Origin of the sequence: Novosphingobium gossypii (assembly GCF_050433305.1) — a bacterium.
Taxonomy (GTDB): Bacteria; Pseudomonadota; Alphaproteobacteria; order Sphingomonadales; family Sphingomonadaceae; genus Novosphingobium; species Novosphingobium gossypii.
In genome coordinates this window covers 403,533-429,224 of the sequence record NZ_JBNPXM010000001.1, presented here as the reverse complement: position 1 = coordinate 429,224, position 25,692 = coordinate 403,533, and the positions used below count along the sequence as shown (strand labels likewise).

Sequence of the window (25,692 nt, the reverse complement as noted above, 5' to 3'; positions counted from 1 at the left end):
GGCCTAATCCGCAAACTTCGGATAATCGGCTCAGAACATCTTGCGGAAGTCGATCCCCAACACCCGGCCCTGCGGCGCACGATAGGCGCGCTGGTAGGCGATAGGGGTGAGGCCGTTCTGGTCGGTGACCTTCTGCCGCGAATCGAGCAGGTTGTCGGCCACGAACGACAGGCGCGCGCCCTTGAAGAAGGGCATTTTCGCCACGAGGCCCTCATTGCGTCCCAGATCCGCGAAGATGCGCAGCGAAAGATCGAACGTGCTGCCGAACCGCAAGTCCTGGCTGCCGGGCGCGCCCGATCCGTCGACCCGGGCCGGCGCGTTCCATTCGCCCTTCAGGCGCAGGCCGTAGCCGTTCTTGAACAAACCGCCTTCGGCCTCGATCGAGTGGCGCGGGGTGCCGCCCGCAGACGTAGAATCGCCGTTCAACTGATCCAGCACCGGCACGCCCGGCGCGATCAGGATCGTGTCGGTGAAGCGCCAGGTGTGGTACACGGAGAGGTTCCAGCGGCTGCCGTTGCGACCACCCGGAGGGCCGAAGCCCCCGCCCGGAGGTCCACCGCGCATTCCGCCCGGCCCGCGATCGGCGGATGCAGTCCGAGTACCGCCCGCACCACGCTCGCCCGCGCCAGACGCGATCGGTGGCGGGCCGCCGTTGCCTCCAAGCGGGAACATCGGCTGCTGCGCGCCATCGCCGGGCGCACTGCCGGCAGACGGGGCGGGCGCGTTGCAGAACCGTTCGCGCAATTCCGCCAGCTTGGCCGGATCGACTTTGCCGTCGGCGCCCATGATGCGTTCGCGCATCCGGTCGGACAGGCTGGCTACGTCCGGCGGGCCGCTGCCGCCAGCGCACAGGGCTGTGCGGATGCGTTCGAAGCGGGCCGGGTCCATCGGCCCCCTGCCCGCGCGCTGACCGTCCGCACCGTCGGCGCCCGGACCGGCACCGTCGGCAGAGCACGCGCGCTGCCTGAATTCGGCCAGCTTTGCGGGGTCGATCCTGCCATCCGCTCCGACAAGCCGCTCACGCAGCCTTTCCGGCAGGGAGGCCGGATCCGGATCTGCCGCACCCGGCGCGCACAGTTTCTCGCGGATCGCGGTGAAGCGGGCGGGGTCGAAGCCGGGCCTTGCCGCACCCGGCGCCGCATCTGCAACGGGACCATTGGGTCCGACGACAGGCTGCGGCGCAGCGGCCTGCGACCGCTGTTCCCGGCCTTCGGACGGACTGCCGCCCGCACTGCCCGATGAGGAGGAACCGCCCAGGCTGCCCGAGATGTTGAAGCCCCACCGCATCGAGGATGTCTTCACCTCGTCGAACGTCACCGCCCGCCGGTCGATGCGCGTCAGGTTGCCGTCCGCGTCACGCGTCACGCGGTCGGGGAAGGCGTTCTCGATCGCCGAAGTCAGCAGCGGGAAGGACTGGGTGACGTTGCTGGACCGGTTGCGGAAATATTCGACGACCACGTTGGAGCGCTGCATGAACGGCAGCTTCCATTGCGCCGAGATCTTCCAGTCGCGCTGGGTTTCCTTGCGAAGATCGGGATTGCCGCCGGTCACCGTGGTGACCAGCGCCGTGCGTGAATTGGTGAAGTCGTAGACGGCGACGTTGTACGTCGCGACCTGCGGCGCAGCCAACTGGGTCAACCCCGGTGCCGCCTGATCGACGATATAGCTCGCCTGCAGCGTCAGCGCCTCCGTGGGCGACCACGTGATGCCCGCGCTCCAGTCGGCAAGGGTGCCGAAGTCAGATAGATGATCCAGCCCGCCGCTGAGGTTCAGCGTGATGTCGCCCACCGCGCCAAGGAAATCCTCTCCCTTGCTGGTCAGCGGCAGCGCCAGATTGACACCGCCCAGCACGTCGCCGCGCTTGAGCGTGACGTCGCCCAGCGATGTGCGCGTATCCGCGCTCATGGACCGGCTGTAATCGTAGCCCGCCTTCACCGTCAGGTTCGCCTCACCCGCAGGAACGCGGAACGGCTTGCCCGACACGGTGACAAGGTTGGACAGGGTCAGCTGGCGGGTCGTCGCCACGTCCACACCCGCACCGGGCACATCCGGCAAGGCGCCAGCGATGGAGAGCGCGCCCGACGCCACCGCCGCCTGCACGTCCCCGTACTGCGCGGAGCCACGGCGTATGTCCACGCGCGTGCTCGTGTCGGCATACGTTGCGTTGGAAGTGGCGCTCAGCTGCCACTCCCCCACCATCGTGCTGTAGCCGAGGCCGCCCTCGAACGTGTCGCTGATCGAACGGTTGGTCAGGGGATCGGGCAACGTCCGGCGCAGCGTCTGCCCGTCGTACTCCAGCGGAATCGTGTCGAGGCCCGACAGCGACACCGTGTTCGACCGCGTGTAGCCCCCCGTCACCGTGACCGCACCGGCCAGGCCCTTTTCGCCCAGACCCTGGGTCATCGTGCCTTCCAGCGTCAGTTCATGGTCCTGCGCCGCCAGGCTGCGGTAGCGTGCAGGATCGGGATCGCCCGCCACCTGCGACATGCGCGATTCGTCCTGCGTGATGCCGCGCTCGGCCTCGGTCAGCATGCTCGTGTTGTCGAGCTTGCCGTTGATGTTGTAGCGGCGCGGCCCGGCGATCCTGAACAGGCCGCCTTCCAGCTCGTAATTGTCGTAACCGCCGCGCGTCGGGCGGTTGTATTCACCTGAGGTGGTCACCGCCGCGAACTGGTCCTTCAGGATGATGTTCACGACGCGCTGATTTGCCGAATAGCCAAAGCGCAGCGCGACTTCTTCGGGCAGGACTTCGACCCGCCGGATCGCTTCGGGCGGAATGCCGCGCATCTCGCGGAAACTGGATATGCGCTGGCCGTTGAGCAGCATCACCGGCCGCCCACCGCCACGTCCGCGTCCGCTGCCCGTCTGCGGGCTGATCGCGTCCAGCAGCTCCTCGATGGAGGCCACGCCATACGAAGCGATGTCGTTTTCGTCGAACACCTCGATCGGCTTCTGGGGCACGTCGATCGAGCCGATGATGCGCGGCGCGGTGACGATGATCTCGTCGCCATGAACTTCCAGCGGATCGTCGGAATCGGTGCCGTCGTCCTTGATGACGGGCGCGCTCGGCGTGTCGGCAGCATCCGCAGCCCAGGCAGGCGCAGGCATCGCAAGACATGCCGCAAGGCTGATCAAAGGTAAGGAACGCAAATGCAATCTCCGCCACGGTGCAAATGTCATTGGTTTGTCGTGTGTTCCTTCCCCAGTCGCGCTAATGCCCCGGCCCTCATCGAACCACAAGCAGCGGGCGGGTATCATTTTGTCGCAATCGTCTTGCGGGCAGATGAACTGGCTGGCGGGACTACTGTACGGGTCGTCGCGAAGTGGTTGCCGGTCTCTTGCGGGTCCGTAATCGTCGGCAATGCGGCCACATGCGTCGCAAAAATGCCGCCAAGGCTTCCATTTTGGCAGAGTCGTGGTTATGTCGCGCGCCGATGACACACCAGAACAACGGAAACTGATCGCCGATGGCGAAAGAAGAACTCCTCGAAATGCGCGGCCGCGTGGTCGAACTTCTCCCCAACGCGATGTTTCGCGTAGAGCTGGAGAACGGCCACGAGATCCTCGGCCACACGGCGGGCAAGATGCGCAAGAACCGCATCCGTGTGCTGGTCGGCGACGAGGTTCTCGTCGAGCTGACGCCTTACGACCTCACCAAGGGTCGCATCACCTACCGCTTCATGCCGGGCCGTGGCGGCCCCGGCCAGTTCGGATCCTGATCCGATTTGACTGCCGCTGACCTGATGAGCGGCGGCGACATGTCGGCGGGATCGCATCCCCGCCGACTCGTCCTTGCGTCCGCCAGTCCGCGCCGCCGAGAACTGCTCTCCCGCATCGGAATGAGCGACTTCACGGTCGAAGCCGCCGACATCGACGAGACTCCGTACGCCCGCGAAGTGCCGCGCGAATACGCCCGGCGCATGGCGCGCGAAAAGGCGCTTGCCCTGCCCCTGACCGATGCATTCGTGCTGGCGGGCGACACCGTAGTCGCCTGTGGCCGCCGCGTGCTGCCCAAGACGGAGGACGAGGCGACCGCGCGCGCATGCCTTGCGCTGCTTTCAGGCCGACGCCACCGCGTCCTTTCCGCCATCGCCCTGCGCGCGCCGGACGGCAGCGTGCACGAACGGCTCAGCGAAACCGTCGTCCGCTTCAAGCAGCTCTCGAAAGAAGAGATCGACGCCTACGTTGTCGGTGGCGAGTGGGAGGGCAAGGCCGGCGGCTACGCCATACAAGGCACCGCCGAAGGGTTGATCGCCTGGATATCGGGCAGCCATTCCGGCGTTGTCGGCCTGCCCCTGTTCGAAACGCGCACACTTCTGCGCGGTGCCGGGTTCCCCCTTGGCTGAATGGCTGGTCGAGGACGGGATCGGCGAAACGCGCGCGATTCTTGTCGGGAACGGCCAGGTCCTTGCCGCCAGACTGGACTGGCCCGGCGGCCTTGCCTCCGGTGAAGTGGCCGACGCCGTACTGGTATCGCGCCGGGCCGGGTCCGCTCGCGGAACCGTCCGCTTCGATTCGGGAGAGGACGCGTTCGTCGACGGCCTGCCCAAGTCTGCCAGCGAAGGTGCTCGGCTGCGGGTGATCGTTACCCGCGCCGCAGTGGCCGAGACCGGGCGCTACAAGCTCGCCCAGACCAGACCCAGCGACCTTGCCCCCCGAGCCGCCCCTGCGCTTGCGGAAACCTTGCTTGGCGGCGGACTGCCGGTACGGACGGTGCGCCGCTTTCCCGACGATCCCTGGCCCGAGATCTTCGCAGAGGCGCTGGATGGGGTGATCGCGTTCGATGGCGGCTCGCTGGTGGTCACGCCGACGCCTGCGATGACGCTCATCGACATCGACGGCATCCTGCCTCTGGGCGCACTGGCGCTGGCCGCCGTTCCCGCCATCGCCGATGCCGTGGGGCGGCTGGACCTTGCCGGGTCGATCGGCATCGACTTCCCCTCGCTGGAGCGTAAGGATGATCGCCGCGCGGTGGACGATGCACTGGCGGCGGCGCTGGATCACTGGCCGCACCAGCGCACCGCCATGAACGGTTTCGGCCTCGTGCAACTTGTCGCCCGGCTGGAACGCCCCTCGATCCCGCAGCGCGTCCGCGCCGCGCCCGCCGCCGCTGCCGCCCGCCTGCTGATGCGCAGCGCGGAAGGCGTGGCGGAACCCGGCGCGCTGCTGCTGAGCGCCCACCCCGCCGTGCGCGCGGCAACGAGCGAGGGCTGGCTAACCACCCTTGCACGCCGCACCGGCCGAACGATCCGCTGGCACGAGGATCGCACGCTTGCGCTTAGCGCGGGATTCGCGCAGGCGGTGCCGGTATGACCTCTTCCCCCCGCAAATGCCCCATCTGTCGCAAGCCGCGCGTCGCCGAACATGCGCCGTTCTGCTCCAAGCGCTGCCGCGATCGCGACCTGCTGCAATGGCTGGATGACGGCTATGCCCTGCCCGGCCAGCCGCACGATCCCGAGGACTTTGCCGACGGAATGATGGGCGCCGAAAAAAACAATCCACAGGGCGATTGAAATTTCTTCGTCATTTAGGGGTTGCCAAGGTCTGCGCGCTTCGCCATAGGCCCGCCCACACCGCTCGCCGGTCTCTTCGGAGGCCGCCGCCGAACGGATGCCCGAGTAGCTCAGTTGGTAGAGCATGCGACTGAAAATCGCAGTGTCGGTGGTTCGAATCCGCCCTCGGGCACCATTTTCCTTTCCATGGTGCTTCGCTTGAAAAACTCCCCTGACGGGGATGCGGTGCCTGTTCGAACTTGCTGGAATGTCGTGCGAGTTTGATCTTTGGTCGCAAATTGTCGCACCAGCGAAATGGGCGCTTGCCCGCGCACCGCTTTGCTGAATAGGTGGCGCGACATCCAACAAGGCGCGCGACTTGACCACCTTCCCCCCCAAAGACTTCCCCCGGCCTGCCGGTTGGCGCTGGCCGCTCCTGCTCGTTGCCGGTGCTTCGCTGGCCGCCTGCTCGGGCGAATCGTCCAAAGGGCGCGAACAGCGTGACGCTCAGGTCGGCTACATCGTCGCGCAGACCAGCAGCGTACCGCTGGCCGCCACGCTGAGCGGGCGTACCGTAGCTTTCGAGACATCGGAAGTGCGCCCCCAGGTCACCGGCGTCATCAAGCGCCGCTTCTTCACCGAAGGCGGCACCGTAAAGGCCGGCCAGCCACTGTTCGAGATCGACCCCAGCCTTTACCGGGCAGCGGTGAACCAGGCGCAGGCCAACCTTGCCAGCGCCCGAGCCACCGCCGACGCCGCTTCGGTCAAGGCGGAGCGCTATCGCCCGCTGGCCGACATGGAGGCGATCGCCAAGCAGGACTATACCGACGCGCTGGCACAGTCGCGCACGGCCAAGGCTGCTATCGCCCAGAACGCGGCGGCGCTGGATACCGCGAAGATCAACTTGCGCTTCACCACGGTGCCTGCGCCGATCAGCGGAAAGATTGGGCGCCAGTTGTTCACCGTCGGCGCGCTCGTCAGCGCCACGCAGGCCGATCCGCTTGCCGTGATCCAGCGGATGGACCCGATCTATGTCGATATGCAGCAGTCGGCAGCGGAATTGACCGCGTTGCGCCAGCGTCTTGCTGCCGGCGGCGTCACGCCCGGCAGCACCGAAGTACATCTGCAACTGGACGGCGGCGCGAAGTATCCGCTGGCAGGCACCGTGCAGTTCTCCGAAGTCACGGTGGACCAGACGACCGGCACGGTCACCCTGCGCGCGCGCTTCCCCAACCCGGACGGGCTGCTGCTGCCCGGCATGTTCGTCACCGCGATGTTCGACCAGGCGTCGGACCCCAACGCGATCCTCATTCCGCAGGTTGCCGTCCAGCGCGATTTCGACGGTTCCGCGTTCGTCATGCTGGTGGGACCGGACAACAAGGCGCAACGCCGCAAGGTCTCGGCCGATCGCACGTACAAGGAATATGCGGTGGTCACCTCAGGCCTGAAGCGCGGCGAGAAGGTCATCGTTCAGGGCCTCAACGGCCTGCGGCAGGGTGCAGCCATCAAGCCGGTCATCAGCACCGCTCCACAGAAGGTCGAACCCGCAAAGCAGGGCAAGGGCCAGAGCCAAGGCTCAGGCTCCGGCGCGAACAAGGGCGCCTGAACCTCTCATGTCGCGCATCTTCATCGACCGCCCGATCTTCGCCTGGGTTCTGGCGATCATCGTGATGCTCACCGGACTGGGGGCGCTCAACTTCCTGCCCAACGAGCAGTACCCCGACATCGCGCCGACGCAGGTGAACATCCGCGCGACCTATCAGGGCGCATCGGCCCAGACGATCGAGAACTCGGTCACGCAGATCATCGAACAGCAGCTGACGGGCATCGACGGCCTGCTCTATTTCAGTTCGGAATCGAGCAATCGAGGTCAGGCGACGATCAACGCCGTCTTCGCCAAGGGCACGGATCCCGACATCGCGCAGGTGCAGGTCCAGAACAAGGTTCAGTCCGCCATTCCCCGCCTGCCTCAGACGGTGCAGGCTCGCGGCGTGACCGTGACGAAGTCCAACCCGGACCAGTTGCTGCTGGTGGCGGTCTACGACGAGACGGACCAGCGTTCGAACCAGGACGTTTCGGACTATCTTGCATCGAACATCCAGGATCCGCTGTCCCGCGTGGAGGGCGTGGGTGACGTCAACGTATTCGGTGCCCCGCACGCCATGCGCATCTGGCTCGATCCGCGCAAGCTGGCTGCAGTTGCGCTTATGCCCGGCGACGTGACCTCGGCAATCACCGCACAGAACACCGAAGTCGCCGCCGGCGAGATCGGCGGCATGCCTGCGGTGGAAAACCAGGCGATCAACGCCGTGGTCACCGCCGGATCGCGGCTGCAGACCGCCGACCAGTTCCGCCAGATCGTGCTCAAGACCAATGCCGATGGCTCCACCGTCACCATCGGCGACGTCGCGCGCGTGGAGATCGGCGCCGACAGCTACACCACGATCAGCCGCGTCAACGCGCACCCAGGCGCGGGCATTTCGATCTCGCTGGCTCCCGGCGCCGACGCGCTGCGCACGGCAGAAGCCGTGAAAGCCAAGATGCAGGACCTTGCCACCGAAATGCCGGATGGCCTGAAGTTCATCTACGGCAGCGATTCCACCACGTTCATCAAGCTCTCGGTCGAGGAAGTCGAAAAGGCGCTGTTCGAAGCGATCGTGCTCGTCGTGATCGTGATGTTCGTGTTCCTGCAGAGCTGGCGCGCAACCCTGATCCCCGCCATCGCCGTGCCTGTGGTTCTGCTGGGCACGTTCGCGGTGTTTTACGTGATGGATTTCTCCATCAACACGATGACGCTTTTCGGCCTGGTGCTGGCCATCGGCCTGCTGGTGGACGACGCGATCGTCGTGGTCGAGAACGTGGAGCGCCTGCTGGAAGAGAACCCCGGCATGTCCCCGCGCGATGCGACGATCAAGTCGATGGACGAGATCCAGATCGCGCTGATCGCCATCGCGCTGGTGCTATCGGCGGTGTTCCTGCCGATGGCGTTCTTCGGCGGCTCCACCGGAGTGATCTATCGCCAGTTCTCTCTGACCATCGTGACGGCGATGGTCCTCTCGGTGTTCGTCGCCCTGATCCTCAGCCCGGCGCTGACCGCCACGCTGCTCAAGGCCAAGAAACCCCATGGCGAGGATGGGCACCCGCCCACATGGATCGATCACCGCCTACCCTGGTTGGCGCGCGGGTGGGAGAAGTTCCACACCTGGTTCAATCGCACCTTCGAACGCACCACCGATGCCTACGTGCGCAAGGTGGAGGTCGTGGTTGCTCACAAGTGGCGCTGGCTGGCCCTGTTCGCGGTCACGTGCATCGGCACTTTCATGCTGTTCCAGCGACTGCCCACCGGGTTCCTCCCCAACGAGGACCAGGGCAACATCATGGTGCAGTGGCGTCTGCCTGCCGGCACCCCCCGCGCACGAACCGAGGAAGTCCAGCGGGCGGTGGAAAAATACTTCACCACGTATGAAAAGAGCAACGTCGCGGGCATGTTCTCCGTCACGGGTGGCGGTCAGGGCGCTTCGGGCCAAAACAGCGGCCAGGCCTTCATCAACCTGACCGATTGGTCGAAGCGTGAAGGCGCCGAGAACAGCGCGCAGGCCATCGTCAAGCGTGCCACGGCGGCATTCGGCAATCTTCGCAATGCGCAGGTCTTCGTGCTGGTGCCGGGCGCAGTTCGCGGGCTTGGCACCTCATCCGGCTTCACCATGGAGCTGCAGAACGCCAGCGGCCTGTCCACCGACAAGTTCGCGGCCGCGCGCGACCAGCTGCTGGCCGCCGCAGCCCGGAACGATCAGCTTTCGGGCGTACGCCTGAGCAACCTGCCCGATGTCTCGACGCTGAAGATCAACACCGACACCCGCATGTTGACCGCGCTTGGCCTGACCCCCGCCAACGTCAACTCCACACTGTCTACGGCGTGGGGCGGAACTTACGTCAACGACTTCATCGACAAGGGCCGCGTCAAGCGCGTGTTTGTGCAGGGCGACGCGCAATTCCGCTCGCGCCCGGAAGACCTCGCCCAGTGGTTCGTGCGCGGCAGCGGCGGACAGATGGCGCCATTCTCGGCTTTCTCCACCGTGGGATGGTCCACCGCCCCCAGTTCGACCAGCCGCTTCAACGGTCTTCCCGCCTATGAATTCTCCGGCGATGCGGGATCGGGCGTCAGTTCGGGCACCGCAATGCAGGTGATGGAGGACCTTGTTTCAGACATCCCCGGCGTCAGCGTTGCCTGGGCGGGCTCTTCCTATCAGCAGCGCGTGTCGTCCGGTCAGGGGCCTATCCTCTACGCCCTGTCGCTGCTGGTGGTGTTCCTGTGCCTTGCCGCGCTGTACGAAAGCTGGTCGATCCCGGTGGCGGTGATCCTCGTCATTCCGCTAGGCCTGCTGGGCGCCATTGCGTTCGTGACGTTGCGCGGGCTTGAGAACGACGTCTACCTCCAGATCGGCCTGCTGACGACGATGGGCCTTGCCGCCAAGAACGCGATCCTGATGATCGAATTCGCCGAGCAGTCCGAGCGTCAGGGCAAGCGCGTCATCGACGCTGCGCTGGAAGCGGCAAAGCTGCGCCTGCGCCCGATCCTGATGACCAGCTTCGCCTTCATCTTCGGCGTGCTGCCGCTGGCGATGGCGACCGGCGCCGGTGCCAACAGCCGCGTCGCCATCGGCACGGCGGTAGTCGGCGGCATGTTGACGGCCACGCTTCTGGCGATCTTCTACATCCCGCTGTTCTTCGTGCTGGTGCGCCGCGGCGTTCGCGACGGTCTTGCCCTGGCCAAGGAGAAGCTGCACGAGCACCGTGAGCACACGGGCGATCATGCAACCGGGCATTCAGGAGATCCGGCATGAACCGCGCATCCCGGCTTGTCCTTGGCGTGTTGCCCGCGCTGGCGTTGGGCGCCTGTTCACTGGCGCCTAAATACGTCCAACCCGCCATGCCCGCACCTGCGTCATGGCCGGTAGGCGACGCCTATCTGGCGCAGAACGAAGCGACGCTGCCGCTGGTGTCCTACACCGACGTTTTCCGCGATCTGCGGCTGCAGTCGCTGGTCGAACAGGCGCTTGCCAACAACCGCGACATCCGGGTTGCTGCGGCCAACGTCGTCGCTGCCCGGGCACAGGTGCGCGTGACGCGCGCGAACCAGTTCCCGGCCGTGGGCATCACCGGCTCTGCCACCGACAGCGAAACCGGCGGCGGCTTCGGTCGCAACGGCATGAACTATTCGCTGCAGGGCGGCATCTCCAGCTTTGAGCTGGACCTGTTCGGCAGGCTTGCCAATGCCACCCGGGCAGAACGTGACACCGCCCTCGCCACAGAGGCCGCGGCCCGCACCGTGCGACTTGGCCTTGTCGGCGATCTGGCAGCGGCGTGGGCGACTTATGCCGCCGACACGGACCTCCTAAAGCTGGCCAAGGCGACTGCCGCCAATGCGCAGGACAGCGTGCGCCTTTCCACCGCCCGCCTGCGCGGCGGCGTGGCGGCGCGCACCGAATTGCGTCAGGCGCAGCAGGTGCTGGAAACCGCCAACGGCGATGTCGCTTCTCAGACGGCTGCGCTGGCGCAGGACGTCAACGCCATCCGCCTGCTGGTAGGTACTGACTTCGATACCGCCCTGCTCCCTGCGGGCATAGACGAGGTGAACGCGCAACTGGGCGAGGCGCCTGCCGGCACGACGACGCAAGTGCTGCTGCGCCGCCCGGACGTGGTGCAGGCCGAATACCAGCTGCGCGCCGCCAATGCCGACATCGGCGTGGCCCGCGCCCAGCTGTTCCCCACGATCTCGCTCAGCGCATTGATCGGCTTTGCCAGCCAGTCGCTTTCGAGCCTGTTCGAGGGCGCATCGCGCACGACGACGCTTGGCGCCAACGGCAGCTGGTCGGTGTTCAACGCAGGCGGGCGCGTCGCCAACGTGGAAGTCACCAAGGCCCAGCGCGACGCGGCGCTGGCGACTTACGAAAAAGCCATCCAGACCGCGTTCCGCGAAACCGCCGATGCGCTGGCCGATCAAGGCACGCTGGCCGAACGCCTGCGGGCCGCCAGCGCGTTCACCAGTGCCGCGCAGGACACCGCAACGCTGACGGATGCATCGTACCGGCGGGGCATCTCCAGTTCGCTCGACAATCTCGATGCGCAGCGCAGCCTCTATTCGGCGCGGCAGTCGGAGATCGCCGTACGACTGGCGCAGGCGAACAACCGGATTACCCTCTATCGCGTGCTCGGTGGCGATCAGGCTACCGCCCCCGCCGGGGCCTCGGGAAGTACGCCTGCGGCCACCGGGAACTGAGCGGCTCCCGTGGTTTTCCTGAATGATCGGCAGGCTTGACCGCGCAGGCGGCAGGCGCAATCTGCACGGCTACAAAAAAACCGGCAGGGGGCCATTTGGTGACGACCACGACAGGGGAGCCAACGACCAGAACCGCGCAAATCGGTAACACGCTGGACGTAGGCCACGAGACACCCACTCGACAGGTCAGCCTGCTGCTGGCGACGGTGTCGCGGCTGCAGCGCACCATCTTCGATCGCAGTGTCGCGTCGCTGGGCGTTACGCGCGCGCAATGGGCGATGATCGCGGTGGTTGCGCGCCATCCCGGCGCTAGCCAGCGCACCCTGGCGGAACACCTCGAAACCTCCGAAGCCGCTGTGGGTCGCCTGATTGAGCGCCTGTGCACCGAAGGGCTGCTGGAAAGGCGGGAACGCAACGGCGATCGCCGCACTCGCGCGGTCTACCTCACCGAACAGGCCCGCCCGCTGCTGGACCGGCTGGGGACCATCGCTGTCGACAGCGAAAGCACGATGCTGGCGGGCTTTTCCAAGGCGGAAATCGATGCGCTGCTGGGCTTCATGGCGCGCATGCACGACAACGTCACCGCCCGGGGCGAAGGCTAGATATTCACGCCAGCGCCGCGACTTCGCGCAGCACCATGGCGGCATGTTCCTTTCGGCAGATCAGCAGGTCGGGCATGTAGACGTCTCGCCGGTTGTAAATCAGCGGCGAGCCGTCGATGCGCGACACATGCAGGCCCCAGCCCAGCGCCACGGCGGCGGGGGCGCAGCTGTCCCATTCGTACTGCCCGCCCGAATGCAGGTAGATGTCGGCCTGGCCAAGCAGCACCGCCATCGCCTTTGCGCCCGCCGACCCCATCGGCACCAATTGCGCGCCGATCCGGGCGGCGACGGCGGTGGCTTCGGGCGCGGGCCGGCTGCGGCTGACGACCATGCGCAGCACCTCGGGCGCAGGCGGGATCGTGCCGGGTCGGTCCGAGCGCAGCACCAGCCCCGCATCGGGAAGCGCCACGGCACCCAGCACCGGCTCGCCGTTCACCGCCAGCGCGACATGCACGGCCCAGTCCTGCCGCTCCTCGCCATATTCGCGGGTGCCGTCCACCGGATCGACGATCCAGACGCGTTCCTTGGTCAGACGCTCGGCGCTGTCCTTCTCCTCTTCGGAGAGAAGGCCGTCCCCGGCACGTTGCGCCCGCAAGGCGTGGCAAAGGAACTGGTTGGCGGTCTGGTCGCCTGCCTTGCCAAGCGCCGGGCCGGAAAACAGCCCGGAACCGCGCACCTCCAGCAGGATACGTCCTGCAGCCCCGGCAAGGCGCGCGGCCAGTTCGCCGTCGTCCGGCAGAAGCGCGCCGTCGGTCATCAGGCGTCGCCCAGCAGCGTGTTGACGATCAGTTCGGCGGCTTCCTCCGGGGACACCAGCGTGGTGTCGATGCGGATCTCCGGATTGCGCGGTGCTTCATAAGGGCTGTCGATCCCGGTGAAGTTCTTCAGTTCGCCGGAACGCGCCTTCTTGTAGAGGCCCTTGACATCGCGCGCCTCGGCGATGCGCAGCGGGGTGTCGATGAACACCTCGATGAACTCGCCCTCAGGCATCATCGCGCGCACCATTTCGCGATCCGCCTCGAACGGCGAGATAAAGGCGGTGATGACGATCAGGCCGGCGTCCGTCATCAGCTTGGACACTTCGCCCACGCGGCGGATATTCTCGATCCGGTCCGCCTCGGTGAAGCCGAGATCCTTGTTGAGGCCGTGGCGCACGTTGTCGCCATCGAGGAGGAACGTGTGCCGGTTCATCCGGTGCAGCTTCTTCTCGACCATGTTGGCGATCGTGGACTTGCCCGAGCCGGACAGCCCGGTGAACCACAGGACGGCAGGCTTCTGGTTCTTGAGCGCGGCGTGCTGCGCCCGGTCGATGTCCACCGCCTGCCAGTGCACGTTCTGCGAACGGCGCAGGCTGAAGTGCAACATCCCCGCAGCGACGGTGGCGTTGGTCATCTTGTCGATCAGGATGAACCCGCCGAGCGTGCGATTTTCGGCGTAAGGCTCGAAGACGATCTGCTTGTCTGTCGTCAGTTCCGCCACGCCGATCGCGTTGAGGTCCAGCGTCTTGGCCGCCAGATGTTCCATCGTGTTGACGTTGACGGTATATTTCGGGGCAGCGACGGTGGCGGAAACCGTCTGCGTGCCCAGCTTCAGCCAGTAGGCGCGGCCGGGCACCATCGCTTCGTCGGCCATCCATACGATGGTCGTCTCGAACTGGTCGGCGGTCTGCGGCGGTTCGTCCGCGACCGAGATCACCGAGCCGCGCGAACAGTCGATCTCGTCGGCGAAGCAGACGGTGACCGACTGCCCGGCAACCGCCTCATCCACGTCGCCATCATAAGTGACGACGCGGGTGATCGTGCTGGTCTTGCCCGAAGGCAGGACGCGAATCCGCTCGCCCGGCTTCACCGAGCCGGTGGCGATCAGGCCGGAGAAGCCGCGGAAATCCAGATTGGGGCGGTTCACCCACTGCACCGGCAGACGCAACGGCTTTTCCGCATCGACCGAGGACAGCACCTCGACCGTTTCGAGGTGCTCGATCAGCGTCGGCCCATTGTACCACGGGGTACGGGCCGATAGCGTGGTTATGTTGTCGCCCCTGAAGCCCGAGATCGGCAGTGCGGTGAAGCTGTCGATCCCGATCGACTTCGCAAACTCGGTATAATCGGCGACGATGGCGTCGAAGACCTGCTGGTCGTAATCGACAAGGTCCATCTTGTTCACCGCCAGCACCACGTTGCGGATGCCGATCAGGTGGCACAGGTACGAATGTCGGCGCGTCTGCACCAGCACGCCCTTGCGCGCATCGATCAGGATCACCGCAAGGTCGGCGGTGGATGCGCCCGTCACCATGTTGCGGGTGTACTGTTCGTGGCCCGGGCAGTCGGCGACAATGAACTTGCGCTTCTCGGTGTTGAAGAAGCGATAGGCCACGTCGATGGTGATGCCCTGCTCCCGTTCGGCGGCCAGACCGTCCACCAGCAGTGCGAAGTCGATCTCCTGCCCCTGCGTACCGACCTTGCGGGAATCGGACTGCAGCGCGTCCAGCTGATCCTCGAAGATCATCTTGGAATCGTAAAGCAGCCGCCCGATCAGCGTGGATTTGCCATCGTCGACGCTGCCGCAGGTGATGAAGCGCAGCATCGTCTTGTGTTCGTGGCTGACGAGATAGGCGTCGATGTCCTCTGCGATGAGGCTGTCGGTGACATAGACCGGGGCTTTGGTGTCGATATCGGCCATCAGAAATACCCCTGCTGCTTCTTCACTTCCATGCCGGCACCGCCCGCGTCCCTGTCGATGGCGCGGCCCTGGCGTTCGCTGGTGGTGGTGAGCAGGGTTTCCTGGATCACTTCCGGCAGCGTCTTCGCCTCGCTCTCCACCGCGCCGGTCAGCGGATAGCAGCCCAGCGTGCGGAACCGGATGGAGCGCTCCACCGGAACTTCGCCTTCGCGCAGCGGAAAACGATCGTCGTCCACCATCAGCAGCATGCCGTCGCGCTCCACCGTAGGGCGCCTGTCGGCGAAGTAGAGGGGGACGATGGGGATGTCGTTGAGGTGGATGTACTGCCAGATGTCCAACTCGGTCCAGTTGGAGATCGGGAAGACGCGGATCGATTCCCCCTTCGCCTTGCGGGCATTGTAGAGGTTCCACAATTCGGGGCGCTGGTTCTTGGGATCCCATCCGTGGCTGGACGTGCGAAACGAGAAGATGCGCTCTTTCGCCCGGCTCTTCTCCTCGTCGCGGCGGGCGCCCCCGAACGCCGCGTCGAAGCCGTATTTGTCAAGTGCCTGCTTGAGCCCTTCCGTCTTCCACATATCGGTATGAAGCGCGCCGTGGTCGAAGGGGTTGATGCCCTTCTCCTTCGCCTCGGGGTTCTGGTAGACCAGCAGTTCCATGCCGCTGTCGCGCGCCATCCTGTCGCGCAACTCGTACATGGCCCTGAATTTCCACGTCGTATCGACATGCAGCAGCGGAAACGGCGGCGGCGAAGGATAGAACGCCTTGCGCGCCAGATGCAGCATCACCGCACTGTCCTTGCCCACCGAATAGAGCATCACCGGCTTCTCGGCCTCGGCCACCACTTCGCGGATGATGTGGATGCTTTCGGCTTCGAGCCGTTCGAGATGGGTCAGGGTCTTCATCGGACTTTCCTTGGACCTTCGCAAGGCCGGCTTGCCGGCCAACCTGGTAAGCTGAAATCGGAGAACGAGCGGCGGAATTGTCTGTCGCGGGGACGGTAGGCCGATACCCTTCCGCACAGGAACTATCCATGGCTTTGACCGCTGGAAACAGGACAGAACTTCTGCTGCCCGTGATAGCAGGAATTGACGCATGTGGCCGTCCGGCAGCCGCGATGTCTTGCTCTGCCCACACGCCATGCAACGCCGGGACGCCCTGCCCGTTATGTCGTCCATGGCCAGACACTCCGGGCATATCCGCGACAACATCGTCCTTTACGGCGCGCTTGCCGCCAACCTCGGCATTGCCGTCGCCAAGTTCGTGGCGGCAGGCATCGGCGGTTCCTCCGCCATGGCGACCGAGGGCGTGCACTCGCTGGTGGACAGCGGCAACCAGGTGCTGCTGCTCTACGGCCAGAAACAGGGCCGCCGCCCGCCCGACGCCGCCCATCCCTTTGGCTACGGGCGCGAGCTGTATTTCTGGGCCTTCGTCGTCGCGATCCTGATCTTCGCGGGCGGCGCGGGCATCTCGATCTACGAAGGCATCGCCCACATCCGCGAGCCGCACATGGTCGAGGACCCCACGCTCAGCTACATCGTGCTGGGCATCGGCTTCCTGATGGAAGGCGCGTCGTGGGCGATCGCGGTGAAGGAGTTCAATGCCGGGCGCGGCGGGCAGAGCTGGTGGCAGGCGATCCGCCGCTCCAAGGATCCGCCGGGATTCATCGTCCTGTTCGAGGATAGCGCGGCGCTGATCGGCCTGGTGGTAGCGGCGCTGGGAATCTGGGCAAGCCGCCACTATGGCGATGCCCGGCTGGACGGCGCGGCGTCGGTGGTGATCGGGCTGGTGCTGGCCGCCGTGGCCGTGCTTCTGGCGCGTGAATCCAAGGGCCTGCTGATCGGCGAGGCTGCGGACCCCGCCCTCATCGCCGGGTTGCGCGCGGTGATGATGGACACTCCCACCATCACCCATGTGAACCACGTCCGCACCGTCCATACCGGCCCAGACGCGGTGTTCGTCGCCATCAGCGCCGACTTCGCTGACGACTTGCCGATGGGTCAGGCCGAGACGCTGATCGAGGAGCTGGAAACGCGCATGAAAGCGCTGTCGCCCAAGATCACCTCGATCTACATCCGCCCCGAAAAACGCGAACAGGCGGTGCTGGGTTGACCGTCAGTCCTGCGGCGGGAACGGGGCGCCCGACAGCAGGCTGGCGAGATGCGCGGCATTGGCGGCCACCATCTTCGCGGTCTTCTCCACCATTTCCGGCGTGGTCTTCAGATCCTTGAAGTCGGTCGATCCCATTGCCTCGCCCACCCAGTAGCATGCGGCGACCGGCGGGATCGTCCAGCCGACGTCGTTCAATGCCTGGAACATCTGAGCCGAGGAGAAATGCGCCCCGTCCTCATTGCCGACGATCGCCAGCACCGCGACCTTGCCGTAGCTCGGCATGTGCCCATCGTCGTCGGTCTCGGACAGGAACGCGTCCATGCGTTCCAGCACCCGCTTGGCGACGCTGCCGATCTGCCCCATCCAGATCGGACCGCCCAGGATCAGGATGTCATGGTCGAGGATTTTCTCGCGCAGGTCCGGCCACGCGTCGCCCTCTCCTTCGTCGGAGGTGACCCCCGGCCTGATGTCGAGCGCGGCGACACGGACGGTGTCGCTCACCTCCACGCCGCGAGCTGCGAACGCTTCGCGCAGGACGTCGATCATCGCATCGGTGGAAGATGCTTCAGCCGGATCGGCCTTCAGGGTGCAGTTGAGCGGCAGGGCCTTGAGCGGCATATGGGAAACTCCGGTCGGGGGGAAGGGTCGCAGCCCAAACCCTTCAAAGACAGGAAGTTTCCCGGATATTCACGCAGATCGACCAAACGCCCCAGGGACAGGGACCAGTGGCGAGACCTGCGCCGCAGGACGATGGCCTCAGTAGACCCCGCCCTGCTGCTCGGCGAAGTTGCCCATGTCGCCCGCCGCATTCGCAGCGCTGGCTTCGCGTGCCTCACGGGCATTGCGGATGGAGGCGACAAGCGCATCGCGGCGGCGGCTGAACTCGTCCTCGGCGGTATATTGCCGGGGTTCGGTGTCGGGCTTGAAGGCTTCCCAGATCACCGAAGCCTTGGGCTCGTCGGTGGGTTCGGCGCCCATCACGCGCTTGCCGGTGACGCGGTCGATGCGGACCATGCGGATGCCCTGCGGCGCCACCAGCGGCTGGTGCGACCACCGGCCCGGCGTTGCCAGCACCACGTCCTTGAAGATCGGCGCGGCGATGCGCCCGCCCTGAGCATAGCCGCCCAGCGAACGCGGATTGTCGTAGCCCATGTAGACACCGCCGACGTAATCCTGGTTGCCGCCCATGAACCACACGTCGGTCGGGCCGTTGGTGGTGCCGGTCTTGCCGAACATCGGCAGCTTGAGGTCGCGCAGCCGCTCTGCCGTGCCGCGCGTGACGACGCCTTCCAGCATGTGCACGGTCTGGTACGCGGTAGGCGCGTCGATGACCTGCTTGCCCACGCGCTGGACGCGCGGCATCGGCTTGCCGTCCCACTGCGCCATGTTGCAGGCGTTGCAGGTGCTCTTGTCGGCGCGCCAGATGACCTTGCCGTTGCGGTCCTGCACATAGTCCACGACCGATCCGGAGAACTGCACGCCATTGTTGGCCAGCGCCGCATAGGCGTTGATCATGCGCGCAACCGTCGTCTCGCCCGCGCCGAGTGCGAACGAAAGGTACTTCCGGTAGTCGCCGATACCCACGTTGTGGAACGTGCGGGTGACCTTGCCCATGCCCACGTCGTTGGCGATGCGCACCGTCATCAGGTTGCGCGACTGTTCCAGCCCCCAGCGCAGCGTGTGGCTGCCCGAACCGCCCGCACCGCCGAAGTTGCGGAAGCACTTGTTGCCCAGCCCTGCGCCCTGGAACACGCAGAACGTGCCGTCGAGCACTTGCGTCGCCGGGGTCATGCCGTTCTGCAGCGCGGTGGCGTAGACGAAGGGCTTGATTGTCGAACCGGGCTGGCGTTCCGCCTGCGTGGCACGGTTGAAGCTGTCGATGCCGGAATCGAATCCGCCCTGCATCGCCAGGATGCGGCCTGAACCCGGCTGTTCGATGATCATCCCGCCCGATACTTCGGGAATGCCGCGAAGCGCCCAGCTGCCGGCGCCGACCGGCTGCGCAGCGACCAGATCGCCCACTTTGGCTTTCTCGGAAACGCCGGTAAGCGTTGCCACGTTGCCGTCCGAGAAGCCGATGCGACCGGTGTTGCCCGACCGGTCGAGGATCACGCCCACGCGCCAATCCTTGTAATCGATCGTCTTGTTGGCGACGACGAGCTGGCTCTGCCAGTTTTCAAGATCGTTGAGATGCGCGATCGGACGCACGAAACCACGGTTGCCGTGATAAAGCAGCAGACCCTTGCGCAGCGCATCGCGCACCGCGACCTGCAGCGCCGGATCGAGCGAGGTGCGCACCCACAGGCCGCCCGCATAGACGCTGTTCGGGCCGTCCTCGGCCTTTTCGCCGTACTTGCCGATCAGGCGGCGGCGAACTTCCTCAAGGAAATAGCCGTTGGACGGTTCGTAGGTGCTGGCGCGCTGGGTGACGAGGCCCAGCGGTTCGGCCTTGGCGGCGGCAGCGTCCTGCGGGCTGGCCCAGCCGTTGCGCACCATCTGGTCGAGCACCCAGTTGCGCCGCTCGATGGCGCGCTCCTCGTTCTTCTTGCGGCCATATACTTCGGGCGCGCGAGGCAGGATCGCCAGAAACGCGCTCTGGCTGAGCGTCAGATCCTCGACGTCCTTGTCGAAATACGCGCGCGACGCGGCCTGAACGCCGAAGGATCGGCGGCCCAGCGGGATTTCGTTGAGGTAGAGCTCAAGAATTTGCTGCTTGCTCAACACGCCTTCGATACGCCGCGCGACGATCATTTCTTTGAGCTTGCGCGTCACCGAATATTCATCGCCGATGAGGATGTTCTTGGCCACCTGCTGCGTGATCGTGGAGCCGCCCTTGGCGCGCACACCCGACCCGTACTTGGTGACATAATCCACCACCGCGCCCGCCAGACCGCCCACATCAACGCCGCCATGCGTCCAGAACGTGCGGTCTTCAGCCGAAAGGAATGCGTTCACCATCGACCGCGGAAAATCGACGTAGCGCAGCTGCACACGGCGTTCGCGGGCATAGGAATAGACGATTTCACCGTCGCTCCCGCGCACCATCGTCGGCAGCGGTGGCTGGTATTCAAGCAGCTTGTTCGCGTCCGGCAGATCGTGCGCGAGAAAGACCCAGAACCCTGCGATGCCGACAAGCCCTGCAAGACACAGATAGCTGAAACGGCGCAGCCACTTGCGCTCGCCCCACGCTTTTCCAAGCCTTGCGAACCGCCCCCCGCCCTTGCGGCGGATGCGGTAGGTCGCGTCTTCGGACGGCTGCTCGCCGGGATCAATCGCGTCGGTCATTGCGTGCGCCCTCTAGCACGGCGTTTCCGCGCAAGGGAACCACCCTCGTCGCAACTCGTCGTGCTCCCGCGCCGTCAAACACCGGCATTCCTTGCGAAATAGGCGCGGATCGCGCGGGCGGCGGCATCGGCCAGCGCCTGTTGCCCCTGCCGCGAACCCAGCACTTTGGCATCGTCGGGATTGTTGATGTACCCCGTCTCGAACAGGATCGAGGGGATGTCGGGCGCCTTCAGCACTGCCAGCGCGGCGGCTTCGGGCCGGTCGCGATGCATGCCGACGCCGGCATCGCCAAGTTCGCGCAGCAACAGGCCCGCCGCCTGGGTAGATTTCGCCTGCGTCCCGCGCTGCGACAGGTCCAGCAGGATCGCGCCCACTTGCGCGCTGGTTCGCGAAAGCCTGACCCCGTTCACCCGATCCGCGCCGTTCTCCCGCTCCGCAAAGCGTTCCGCCGCCTGGCTGGAGCCCTTCTCGGAGAGCACATAGACGCTCGCCCCGCGCGCCGAATCGGCGTCGGCGCTGTCGGCGTGGATCGAAACGAACAGGTCCGCATTCAGCCGCCGGGCAATGTCAGGCCGATCCGCCAGCGCAATGAAGCGATCGGCATCGCGCGTCAGCGCCACCCGCAGCCCGCCGCCAGCCAACAGCTTTTCCCGCAGAGCAAGCGCGATCTGCAGCGCCACCGCCTTTTCCTTGAGGGCGCCCCCACCTGCACCGGGATCGAAACCACCGTGCCCGGCATCGATCACCACGAGCGGACGGCTGGCATCGGGCGGGCCATCGACGCGCGGCAGATCGACCGGCGCGTTCGCGCCCGGCAGGTCGAAGCGCACGACGTATTCATAACCGCCGTCGCGGACGGGAAACACGCCCTTCGCCGCCAGAACTCCGACGAGAACCGCCAGCGGTGCAATGAACAGAAGGGTCAACTGCAGGGTGCGCGACATCGACGCCAAGAACTAAGCCGGGTTGCCCACGTCGGCAATCCCGCGCCCAGGGGCTTTCCCACAGCAGAATAGCAGCGCCCCCGACCGCCAGAAATTTCCGGTGCGAATTCCAGCAGGTCAAGCAACTTGCCGTCTTGCGTCATGAATGCTACGCCAACACAACCGGAGCGAGAATTGCGCGTCGGTCCTCGCATAAACGGCATGCCATACCCATATGGCAGCGTGCAGGACCGGCAAAAGCCAGATGCAAGCCCCGGTCCAGGGAGCCGGGAATAATCCTTTTTTCGGCGCACCTCACAGGTTGAAGCGAGCCATGAGAAGCCAGTTGCCGCCTTGCCATTCGACGCCTGAAAGGGCGCGGGCGGCGTGGTCGCAACTTTTCGCGCGTTCGGATACGCCGCGCGTTTCGCTGCTCGCAGACACGCTCTCCGCCCCTCGGGCGGAAGACACTGACCCGGATACCGCCCCGGCGGTCCAAACTTTCGCCGCGCACGGAGCGCTGGATTGCTCCGACACTGCGCCAAATCTCGCCCCAAAAGCGTGGAACGCCGCCCAAAGTGGCCGCGTCGTGATGCTGCGGGGCGCATTCGCCTACACTGAACATAAGCGCATCCGCCTGGCTGATCCGGCCTGGCGTCGACGCGCACGGAGACTATTACATGGCAACGCGCATGCTGATCGATGCGCGCCACCCGGAAGAAACGCGGGTGGCGGTCGTCAAGGGCAACCGTATTGAAGAGTTCGACTTCGAGTCGACCGAACGCAAGCAGATCAAGGGCAACATCTACCTCGCGAAGGTGACGCGCGTGGAGCCTTCGCTCCAGGCCGCCTTCGTCGATTTCGGTGGTAACCGTCACGGATTCCTCGCCTTCAGCGAAATCCACCCGGACTATTACCAGATCCCCAAGGAGGACCGCGAGGCCCTGCTGGCCGAAGAAGCCGCGCATGCCGAGGAAGAAGCCGCCCTGCGCGCCTCCGAAGGCGACGACGAGGACGACTACAGCGACGATGAAGGCGGCCTGACCGAAGTCGACACGTCCGAGAAGGACCACGTCGCCACGATCGAGGACGGTTCGGTCGAGAACCCGTTCCACGACCACGACGAAGGCGATCACGGCGACGAGGAATCCGAAGGCAACGGCGAAGGCAATGGCCGTCGCGGTCGTGGCCGTCGTCGTCAAGGCAAGCCCTCGGGCCGCTCCAAGGAAGCCGACGACCTGCGCGCCAAGCGCATGGCGCTGCGCCGCCGCTACAAGATCCAGGACGTCATCCAGCGCCGCCAGGTGCTGCTGGTGCAGGTCGTCAAGGAAGAGCGCGGCAACAAGGGCGCGGCCCTCACCACCTACCTCAGCCTGGCGGGCCGGTATTGCGTGCTCATGCCCAATTCCAGCCACGGCGGCGGCATCAGCCGCAAGATCAGCTCGGCATCGGACCGCAAGCGCCTGAAGTCGATCATCGCCGAAATGGACCTGCCGCGTTCGATGGGCTGCATCGTGCGCACCGCCGGCCTGCAGCGCACCAAGACCGAGATCAAGCGCGACTTCGACTACCTCGCCCGCCTCTGGGACGAACTGCGCGAACAGACGATGCGTTCGGCCGCGCCGGCGCTGATCCACTCGGACAGCGACCTCATCAAGCGCGCCATCCGCGACATCTACAACCGCGACATCGAGGAAGTGATCGTCGAGGGCGAGGAAGGCTACCGCGCGGCCAAGGACTTCATGAAGCTCCTGATGCCCAGCCATGGCCGCAAGGTTAAGCCCTACGCCGACCCTGTTCCGCTGTTCCAGCGCTTCGGCGCCGAAGACCAGCTGACCGCGATGTACGACCCCGTCGTGCAGCTGCGTTCGGGCGGCTACATCGTCATCAACCCGACCGAAGCACTGGTTTCGATCGACATCAACTCGGGCCGCGCCACCAAGGAGCACGGGATCGAGCAGACGGCGGTCGCCACCAACCTCGAAGCCGCCGCCGAAATCGCCCGCCAGCTGCGCCTGCGCGACATGGCCGGCCTTGTCGTGATCGACTTCATCGACATGGAGTACGGCTCCAACGTCCGCAAGGTCGAGAAGGCGATGAAGGAAGCGCTCAAGAACGACCGCGCGCGCATCCAGGTTGGACGCATCTCGAGCTTCGGCTTGATGGAGATGAGCCGCCAGCGCCTGCGCACCGGCGTTCTCGAAGCGACCACGCGCTCGTGCCCGCACTGCGACGGCACCGGCCTTGTCCGCACCGCCAGCTCGGCGGGCCTTTCGGCGCTGCGCCTGATCGAGGACGAAGCGGCAAAGGGCAAGGGCATCGTCGTGTCGCTGTTCGCCAGCACCGAAGCCGCCGTATACCTGCTCAACGCCAAGCGCACCGATCTGGCCGACATCGAGGAACGCTACGGCGTCACCGTCGAAGTCATTCCCGAAGGTGAGAACGAAGGCGCCAAGATGCGCGTCCTGTCGTCCGGCCCGCGCAACGAGTTCGTGCCCCGCTTCGATCCCATCGCCGAAGACGTCGAGGACGACTTCGTCGAGGACGAGTACGAGGACGAAGAGCTGGAAGCGGAAGACGCTGCCGAGCGTGGCGAAGCGTCGGAAGGCGACGGTGAAGGCCGTGGCCGCAAGCGCCGCAAGCGCCGTCGTGGTCGCAACCGCGATCGCCGCGAAGACGCTGCCGAAACCGCTGAAGTCGACGGTGCCGAAGCCAGCGACGAAGGCGACGATGCCGAGGACGCAGACGAGGTGGAAGCCGTTGCCGAGGGTGACGATGCCAATGCACCCAAGAAGCGCCGCCGCCGTGGCGGTCGCCGCCGTCGCGGTCGCCGTGGTGACGGTGAAGCCGAAAACGGCGCCGAGGCTGCCGAGGGCGATGACGCCGTGATCGGCGCTGAAGGCCTCGAACTCGCCGCCGAAGCCGCTGCGCTGCCGGTTGCCGACGGTGGCATCGGTGCAGAGCCGGTGATCCCTGCGGAGCCGGTCGCCGAAGAAGCGCCTGAAGCACCTGCCAAGCCGAAGCGCACCCGCCGCAAGAAGGCGGACGTAGAGGCAGAGGCGGCTCCCGCTGCCGAGCCGGTCGTCGAGGAAGCGCCCGCTGCCGAAAAGCCCAAGCGTACCCGCCGCAAGAAGGTGGACGTGGAAGCCGAAGCGGTCCCCGCTGTCGAGCCGGTCGCCGAGGAAGCGCCCGCCAAGCCGAAGCGTACCCGCCGCAAGAAGGCGGACGTGGAAGCCGAAGCGGCCCCCGCTGCCGAGCCGGTAGCCGAGGAAGCGCCCGCCAAGCCGAAGCGCACCCGCCGCAAGAAGGCGGACGTGGAAGCCGAAGCGGTCGTCGAAGCGCCTGCAGCGCCCGAGCCGGTCGCCGAGGAAGCACCTGCGGAAGCCGCAGCCGGACCGGAAAGCGCCCCGGCGCCCCGTCGCGGCTGGTGGCAGCGCACCTTCGGCGAATAATCGCTATAACAACTGATAACAAACGCCGCGCGCGATCTTCGGATCACGCGCGGCGTTTGTCGTTTCGGGGGCTGTGTTGCGGTAATTCCTCAACGGGCATGGCGGATGCGAGTGCGCGCCGTGCCCGTCTAGGACCGCCATCACCTTCGGCTCACACGGAACCTGCCGCTATGGTCCGCCGCAGCGTCTTTCCCACAACGTCATTCAACCTAAATAGGCGTCCCGCTTTCGACGGATCAACGAGGACGCGCCGGTCCCGCACCGCTGACCAACACCACACCAGATCCGCGCCGGCCATCCCGCACAAGCATCATATGGGTCACCGCCCTTCCACCGCACGGCCCGACCTGCTGCCCGCTCATGCCGAGCTTGTCGAAGCACGGCTCCGCCAACGCCGTTCAGGCCTTGGGCGAAACTCGAGTCAGGCGCACCAGCGTTTCGTCCAGCGTCGACAGGAAGCGCGAGCGGTCCTGCTTCGAGAACGGCGGCGGACCGCCGACGATGTCGCCGCCTGCCCGCAAGTCCGCCATGATCGCCCGGGTGGCGATGGCACCGCCGATCGAGGCGGTGGTGAACGGCTTGCCATTCGGCGCCACCACGCTGGCGCCCAGCTTTAGGCAGCGGTCGGCCAACAGGATGTCACCCGTGATGACCACGCTCGCGCCGCCGGTGCTCTCGATGGCCTCGACGATCCAGTCATCCGCAGCGTCGAACGCATCGCCCACGACCTTGCGCGAGATCAGCGCACTTTGCGGCACCCGGATCGGACTGTTGCTGACCACCACCACCGCAGCATTGTGGCGCAGCGCGACCTTGTACGTCTCTTCCTTCACGGGGCAGGCGTCGGCGTCGATGAGGATGCGGATCATG

At 65.9% G+C, this 25,692-nt stretch carries 19 protein-coding genes and 1 tRNA gene; 11 read left to right on the top strand and 9 right to left on the bottom strand.

Features of this window, described 5'->3' with window-relative positions:
- Positions 1-30: 30 nt before the first annotated feature.
- Positions 31-3,108, bottom strand: coding sequence for a TonB-dependent receptor domain-containing protein (locus GGR40_RS02305; protein WP_429274578.1), 3,078 nt, complete (start codon positions 3,106-3,108; stop codon positions 31-33).
- Positions 3,109-3,467: 359 nt separating this feature from the next.
- Between GGR40_RS02305 and infA the strand changes: the two genes are divergently transcribed.
- From infA to GGR40_RS02260, 9 genes are all read left to right on the top strand, one after another.
- Complete coding sequence (gene infA / locus GGR40_RS02300) at positions 3,468-3,719, top strand: translation initiation factor IF-1 (protein ID WP_103729615.1); 252 nt, start codon at positions 3,468-3,470, stop codon at positions 3,717-3,719.
- Positions 3,720-3,839: 120 nt separating this feature from the next.
- On the top strand, positions 3,840-4,346 hold the full coding sequence (locus tag GGR40_RS02295; protein WP_429275199.1) for a Maf family protein: 507 nt from the start codon (positions 3,840-3,842) through the stop codon (positions 4,344-4,346).
- Positions 4,339-5,313 carry a ribonuclease gene (locus GGR40_RS02290; RefSeq protein WP_429274577.1) on the top strand — a complete coding sequence of 325 codons (975 nt, stop codon included), beginning with the start codon at positions 4,339-4,341 and terminating at the stop codon, positions 5,311-5,313. The genes GGR40_RS02295 and GGR40_RS02290 overlap by 8 nt, the downstream gene beginning before the upstream one ends.
- On the top strand, positions 5,310-5,513 hold the full coding sequence (locus tag GGR40_RS02285) for a DNA gyrase inhibitor YacG (RefSeq protein ID WP_429274576.1): 204 nt from the start codon (positions 5,310-5,312) through the stop codon (positions 5,511-5,513). Before GGR40_RS02290 ends, GGR40_RS02285 begins: the two co-directional genes overlap by 4 nt.
- A 99-nt stretch (positions 5,514-5,612) precedes the next feature.
- Positions 5,613-5,688: transfer RNA gene (locus GGR40_RS02280), tRNA-Phe, on the top strand.
- Positions 5,689-5,871: 183 nt separating this feature from the next.
- Positions 5,872-7,098, top strand: a complete 1,227-nt coding sequence (locus GGR40_RS02275; protein WP_429274575.1) for an efflux RND transporter periplasmic adaptor subunit — start codon at positions 5,872-5,874, stop codon at positions 7,096-7,098.
- A 7-nt stretch (positions 7,099-7,105) separates the two neighbouring features.
- Positions 7,106-10,336 (top strand): multidrug efflux RND transporter permease subunit, encoded by a 3,231-nt coding sequence (locus GGR40_RS02270; RefSeq protein ID WP_429274574.1) that lies wholly within the window; start codon positions 7,106-7,108, stop codon positions 10,334-10,336.
- The gene (locus GGR40_RS02265; protein ID WP_429274573.1) at positions 10,333-11,772 is read left to right on the top strand and encodes an efflux transporter outer membrane subunit; all 1,440 of its coding nucleotides are present in this window, start codon (positions 10,333-10,335) and stop codon (positions 11,770-11,772) included. The genes GGR40_RS02270 and GGR40_RS02265 overlap by 4 nt, the downstream gene beginning before the upstream one ends.
- A 98-nt stretch (positions 11,773-11,870) precedes the next feature.
- Positions 11,871-12,374: a MarR family winged helix-turn-helix transcriptional regulator gene (locus GGR40_RS02260; protein ID WP_429274572.1), complete on the top strand. Its 504-nt coding sequence runs from the start codon at positions 11,871-11,873 to the stop codon at positions 12,372-12,374.
- Between the two features lie 4 nt (positions 12,375-12,378).
- On the opposite strand, the gene GGR40_RS02255 is transcribed toward GGR40_RS02260, so the two are convergent.
- The 3 genes from GGR40_RS02255 to cysD are packed head-to-tail and all read right to left on the bottom strand — an operon-like array spanning position 12,379 to position 16,147.
- Positions 12,379-13,131 carry a 3'(2'),5'-bisphosphate nucleotidase CysQ gene (locus GGR40_RS02255; RefSeq protein WP_429274571.1) on the bottom strand — a complete coding sequence of 251 codons (753 nt, stop codon included), beginning with the start codon at positions 13,129-13,131 and terminating at the stop codon, positions 12,379-12,381.
- Positions 13,131-15,053 (bottom strand): sulfate adenylyltransferase subunit CysN, encoded by a 1,923-nt coding sequence (gene cysN, locus GGR40_RS02250; RefSeq protein ID WP_429274570.1) that lies wholly within the window; start codon positions 15,051-15,053, stop codon positions 13,131-13,133. Before cysN ends, GGR40_RS02255 begins: the two co-directional genes overlap by 1 nt.
- Positions 15,053-16,147 carry a sulfate adenylyltransferase subunit CysD gene (gene cysD, locus GGR40_RS02245; protein WP_429274569.1) on the bottom strand — a complete coding sequence of 365 codons (1,095 nt, stop codon included), beginning with the start codon at positions 16,145-16,147 and terminating at the stop codon, positions 15,053-15,055. The genes cysN and cysD overlap by 1 nt, the downstream gene beginning before the upstream one ends.
- 79 nt (positions 16,148-16,226) lie before the next feature.
- Here cysD and GGR40_RS02240 point away from each other — a divergent pair, with 79 nt between their 5' ends.
- Positions 16,227-17,162 carry a cation diffusion facilitator family transporter gene (locus GGR40_RS02240; RefSeq protein ID WP_429274568.1) on the top strand — a complete coding sequence of 312 codons (936 nt, stop codon included), beginning with the start codon at positions 16,227-16,229 and terminating at the stop codon, positions 17,160-17,162.
- A gap of 3 nt (positions 17,163-17,165) precedes the next feature.
- Here GGR40_RS02240 and GGR40_RS02235 read toward each other — a convergent pair whose 3' ends face one another.
- The 4 genes from GGR40_RS02235 to GGR40_RS02220 all read right to left on the bottom strand — a co-directional run bounded on the left by GGR40_RS02235 (position 17,166) and on the right by GGR40_RS02220 (position 21,814).
- Complete coding sequence (locus GGR40_RS02235) at positions 17,166-17,780, bottom strand: flavodoxin family protein (RefSeq protein ID WP_429274567.1); 615 nt, start codon at positions 17,778-17,780, stop codon at positions 17,166-17,168.
- A 138-nt stretch (positions 17,781-17,918) separates the two neighbouring features.
- Entirely contained in the window at positions 17,919-20,447 is a 2,529-nt protein-coding gene (locus tag GGR40_RS02230; RefSeq protein ID WP_429274566.1) for a penicillin-binding protein 1A, read from the bottom strand.
- Positions 20,448-20,521: 74 nt separating this feature from the next.
- Positions 20,522-21,391, bottom strand: coding sequence for an N-acetylmuramoyl-L-alanine amidase family protein (locus GGR40_RS02225; RefSeq protein ID WP_429274565.1), 870 nt, complete (start codon positions 21,389-21,391; stop codon positions 20,522-20,524).
- A 294-nt stretch (positions 21,392-21,685) separates the two neighbouring features.
- On the bottom strand, positions 21,686-21,814 hold the full coding sequence (locus GGR40_RS02220; RefSeq protein WP_429274564.1) for a hypothetical protein: 129 nt from the start codon (positions 21,812-21,814) through the stop codon (positions 21,686-21,688).
- Positions 21,815-22,050: 236 nt separating this feature from the next.
- Here GGR40_RS02220 and GGR40_RS02215 point away from each other — a divergent pair, with 236 nt between their 5' ends.
- Complete coding sequence (locus GGR40_RS02215; RefSeq protein ID WP_429274563.1) at positions 22,051-24,822, top strand: Rne/Rng family ribonuclease; 2,772 nt, start codon at positions 22,051-22,053, stop codon at positions 24,820-24,822.
- A 398-nt stretch (positions 24,823-25,220) separates the two neighbouring features.
- Here GGR40_RS02215 and GGR40_RS02210 read toward each other — a convergent pair whose 3' ends face one another.
- Positions 25,221-25,691: a YaiI/YqxD family protein gene (locus GGR40_RS02210; protein ID WP_429274562.1), complete on the bottom strand. Its 471-nt coding sequence runs from the start codon at positions 25,689-25,691 to the stop codon at positions 25,221-25,223.
- Between the last annotated feature and the right edge of the window lies 1 nt (position 25,692).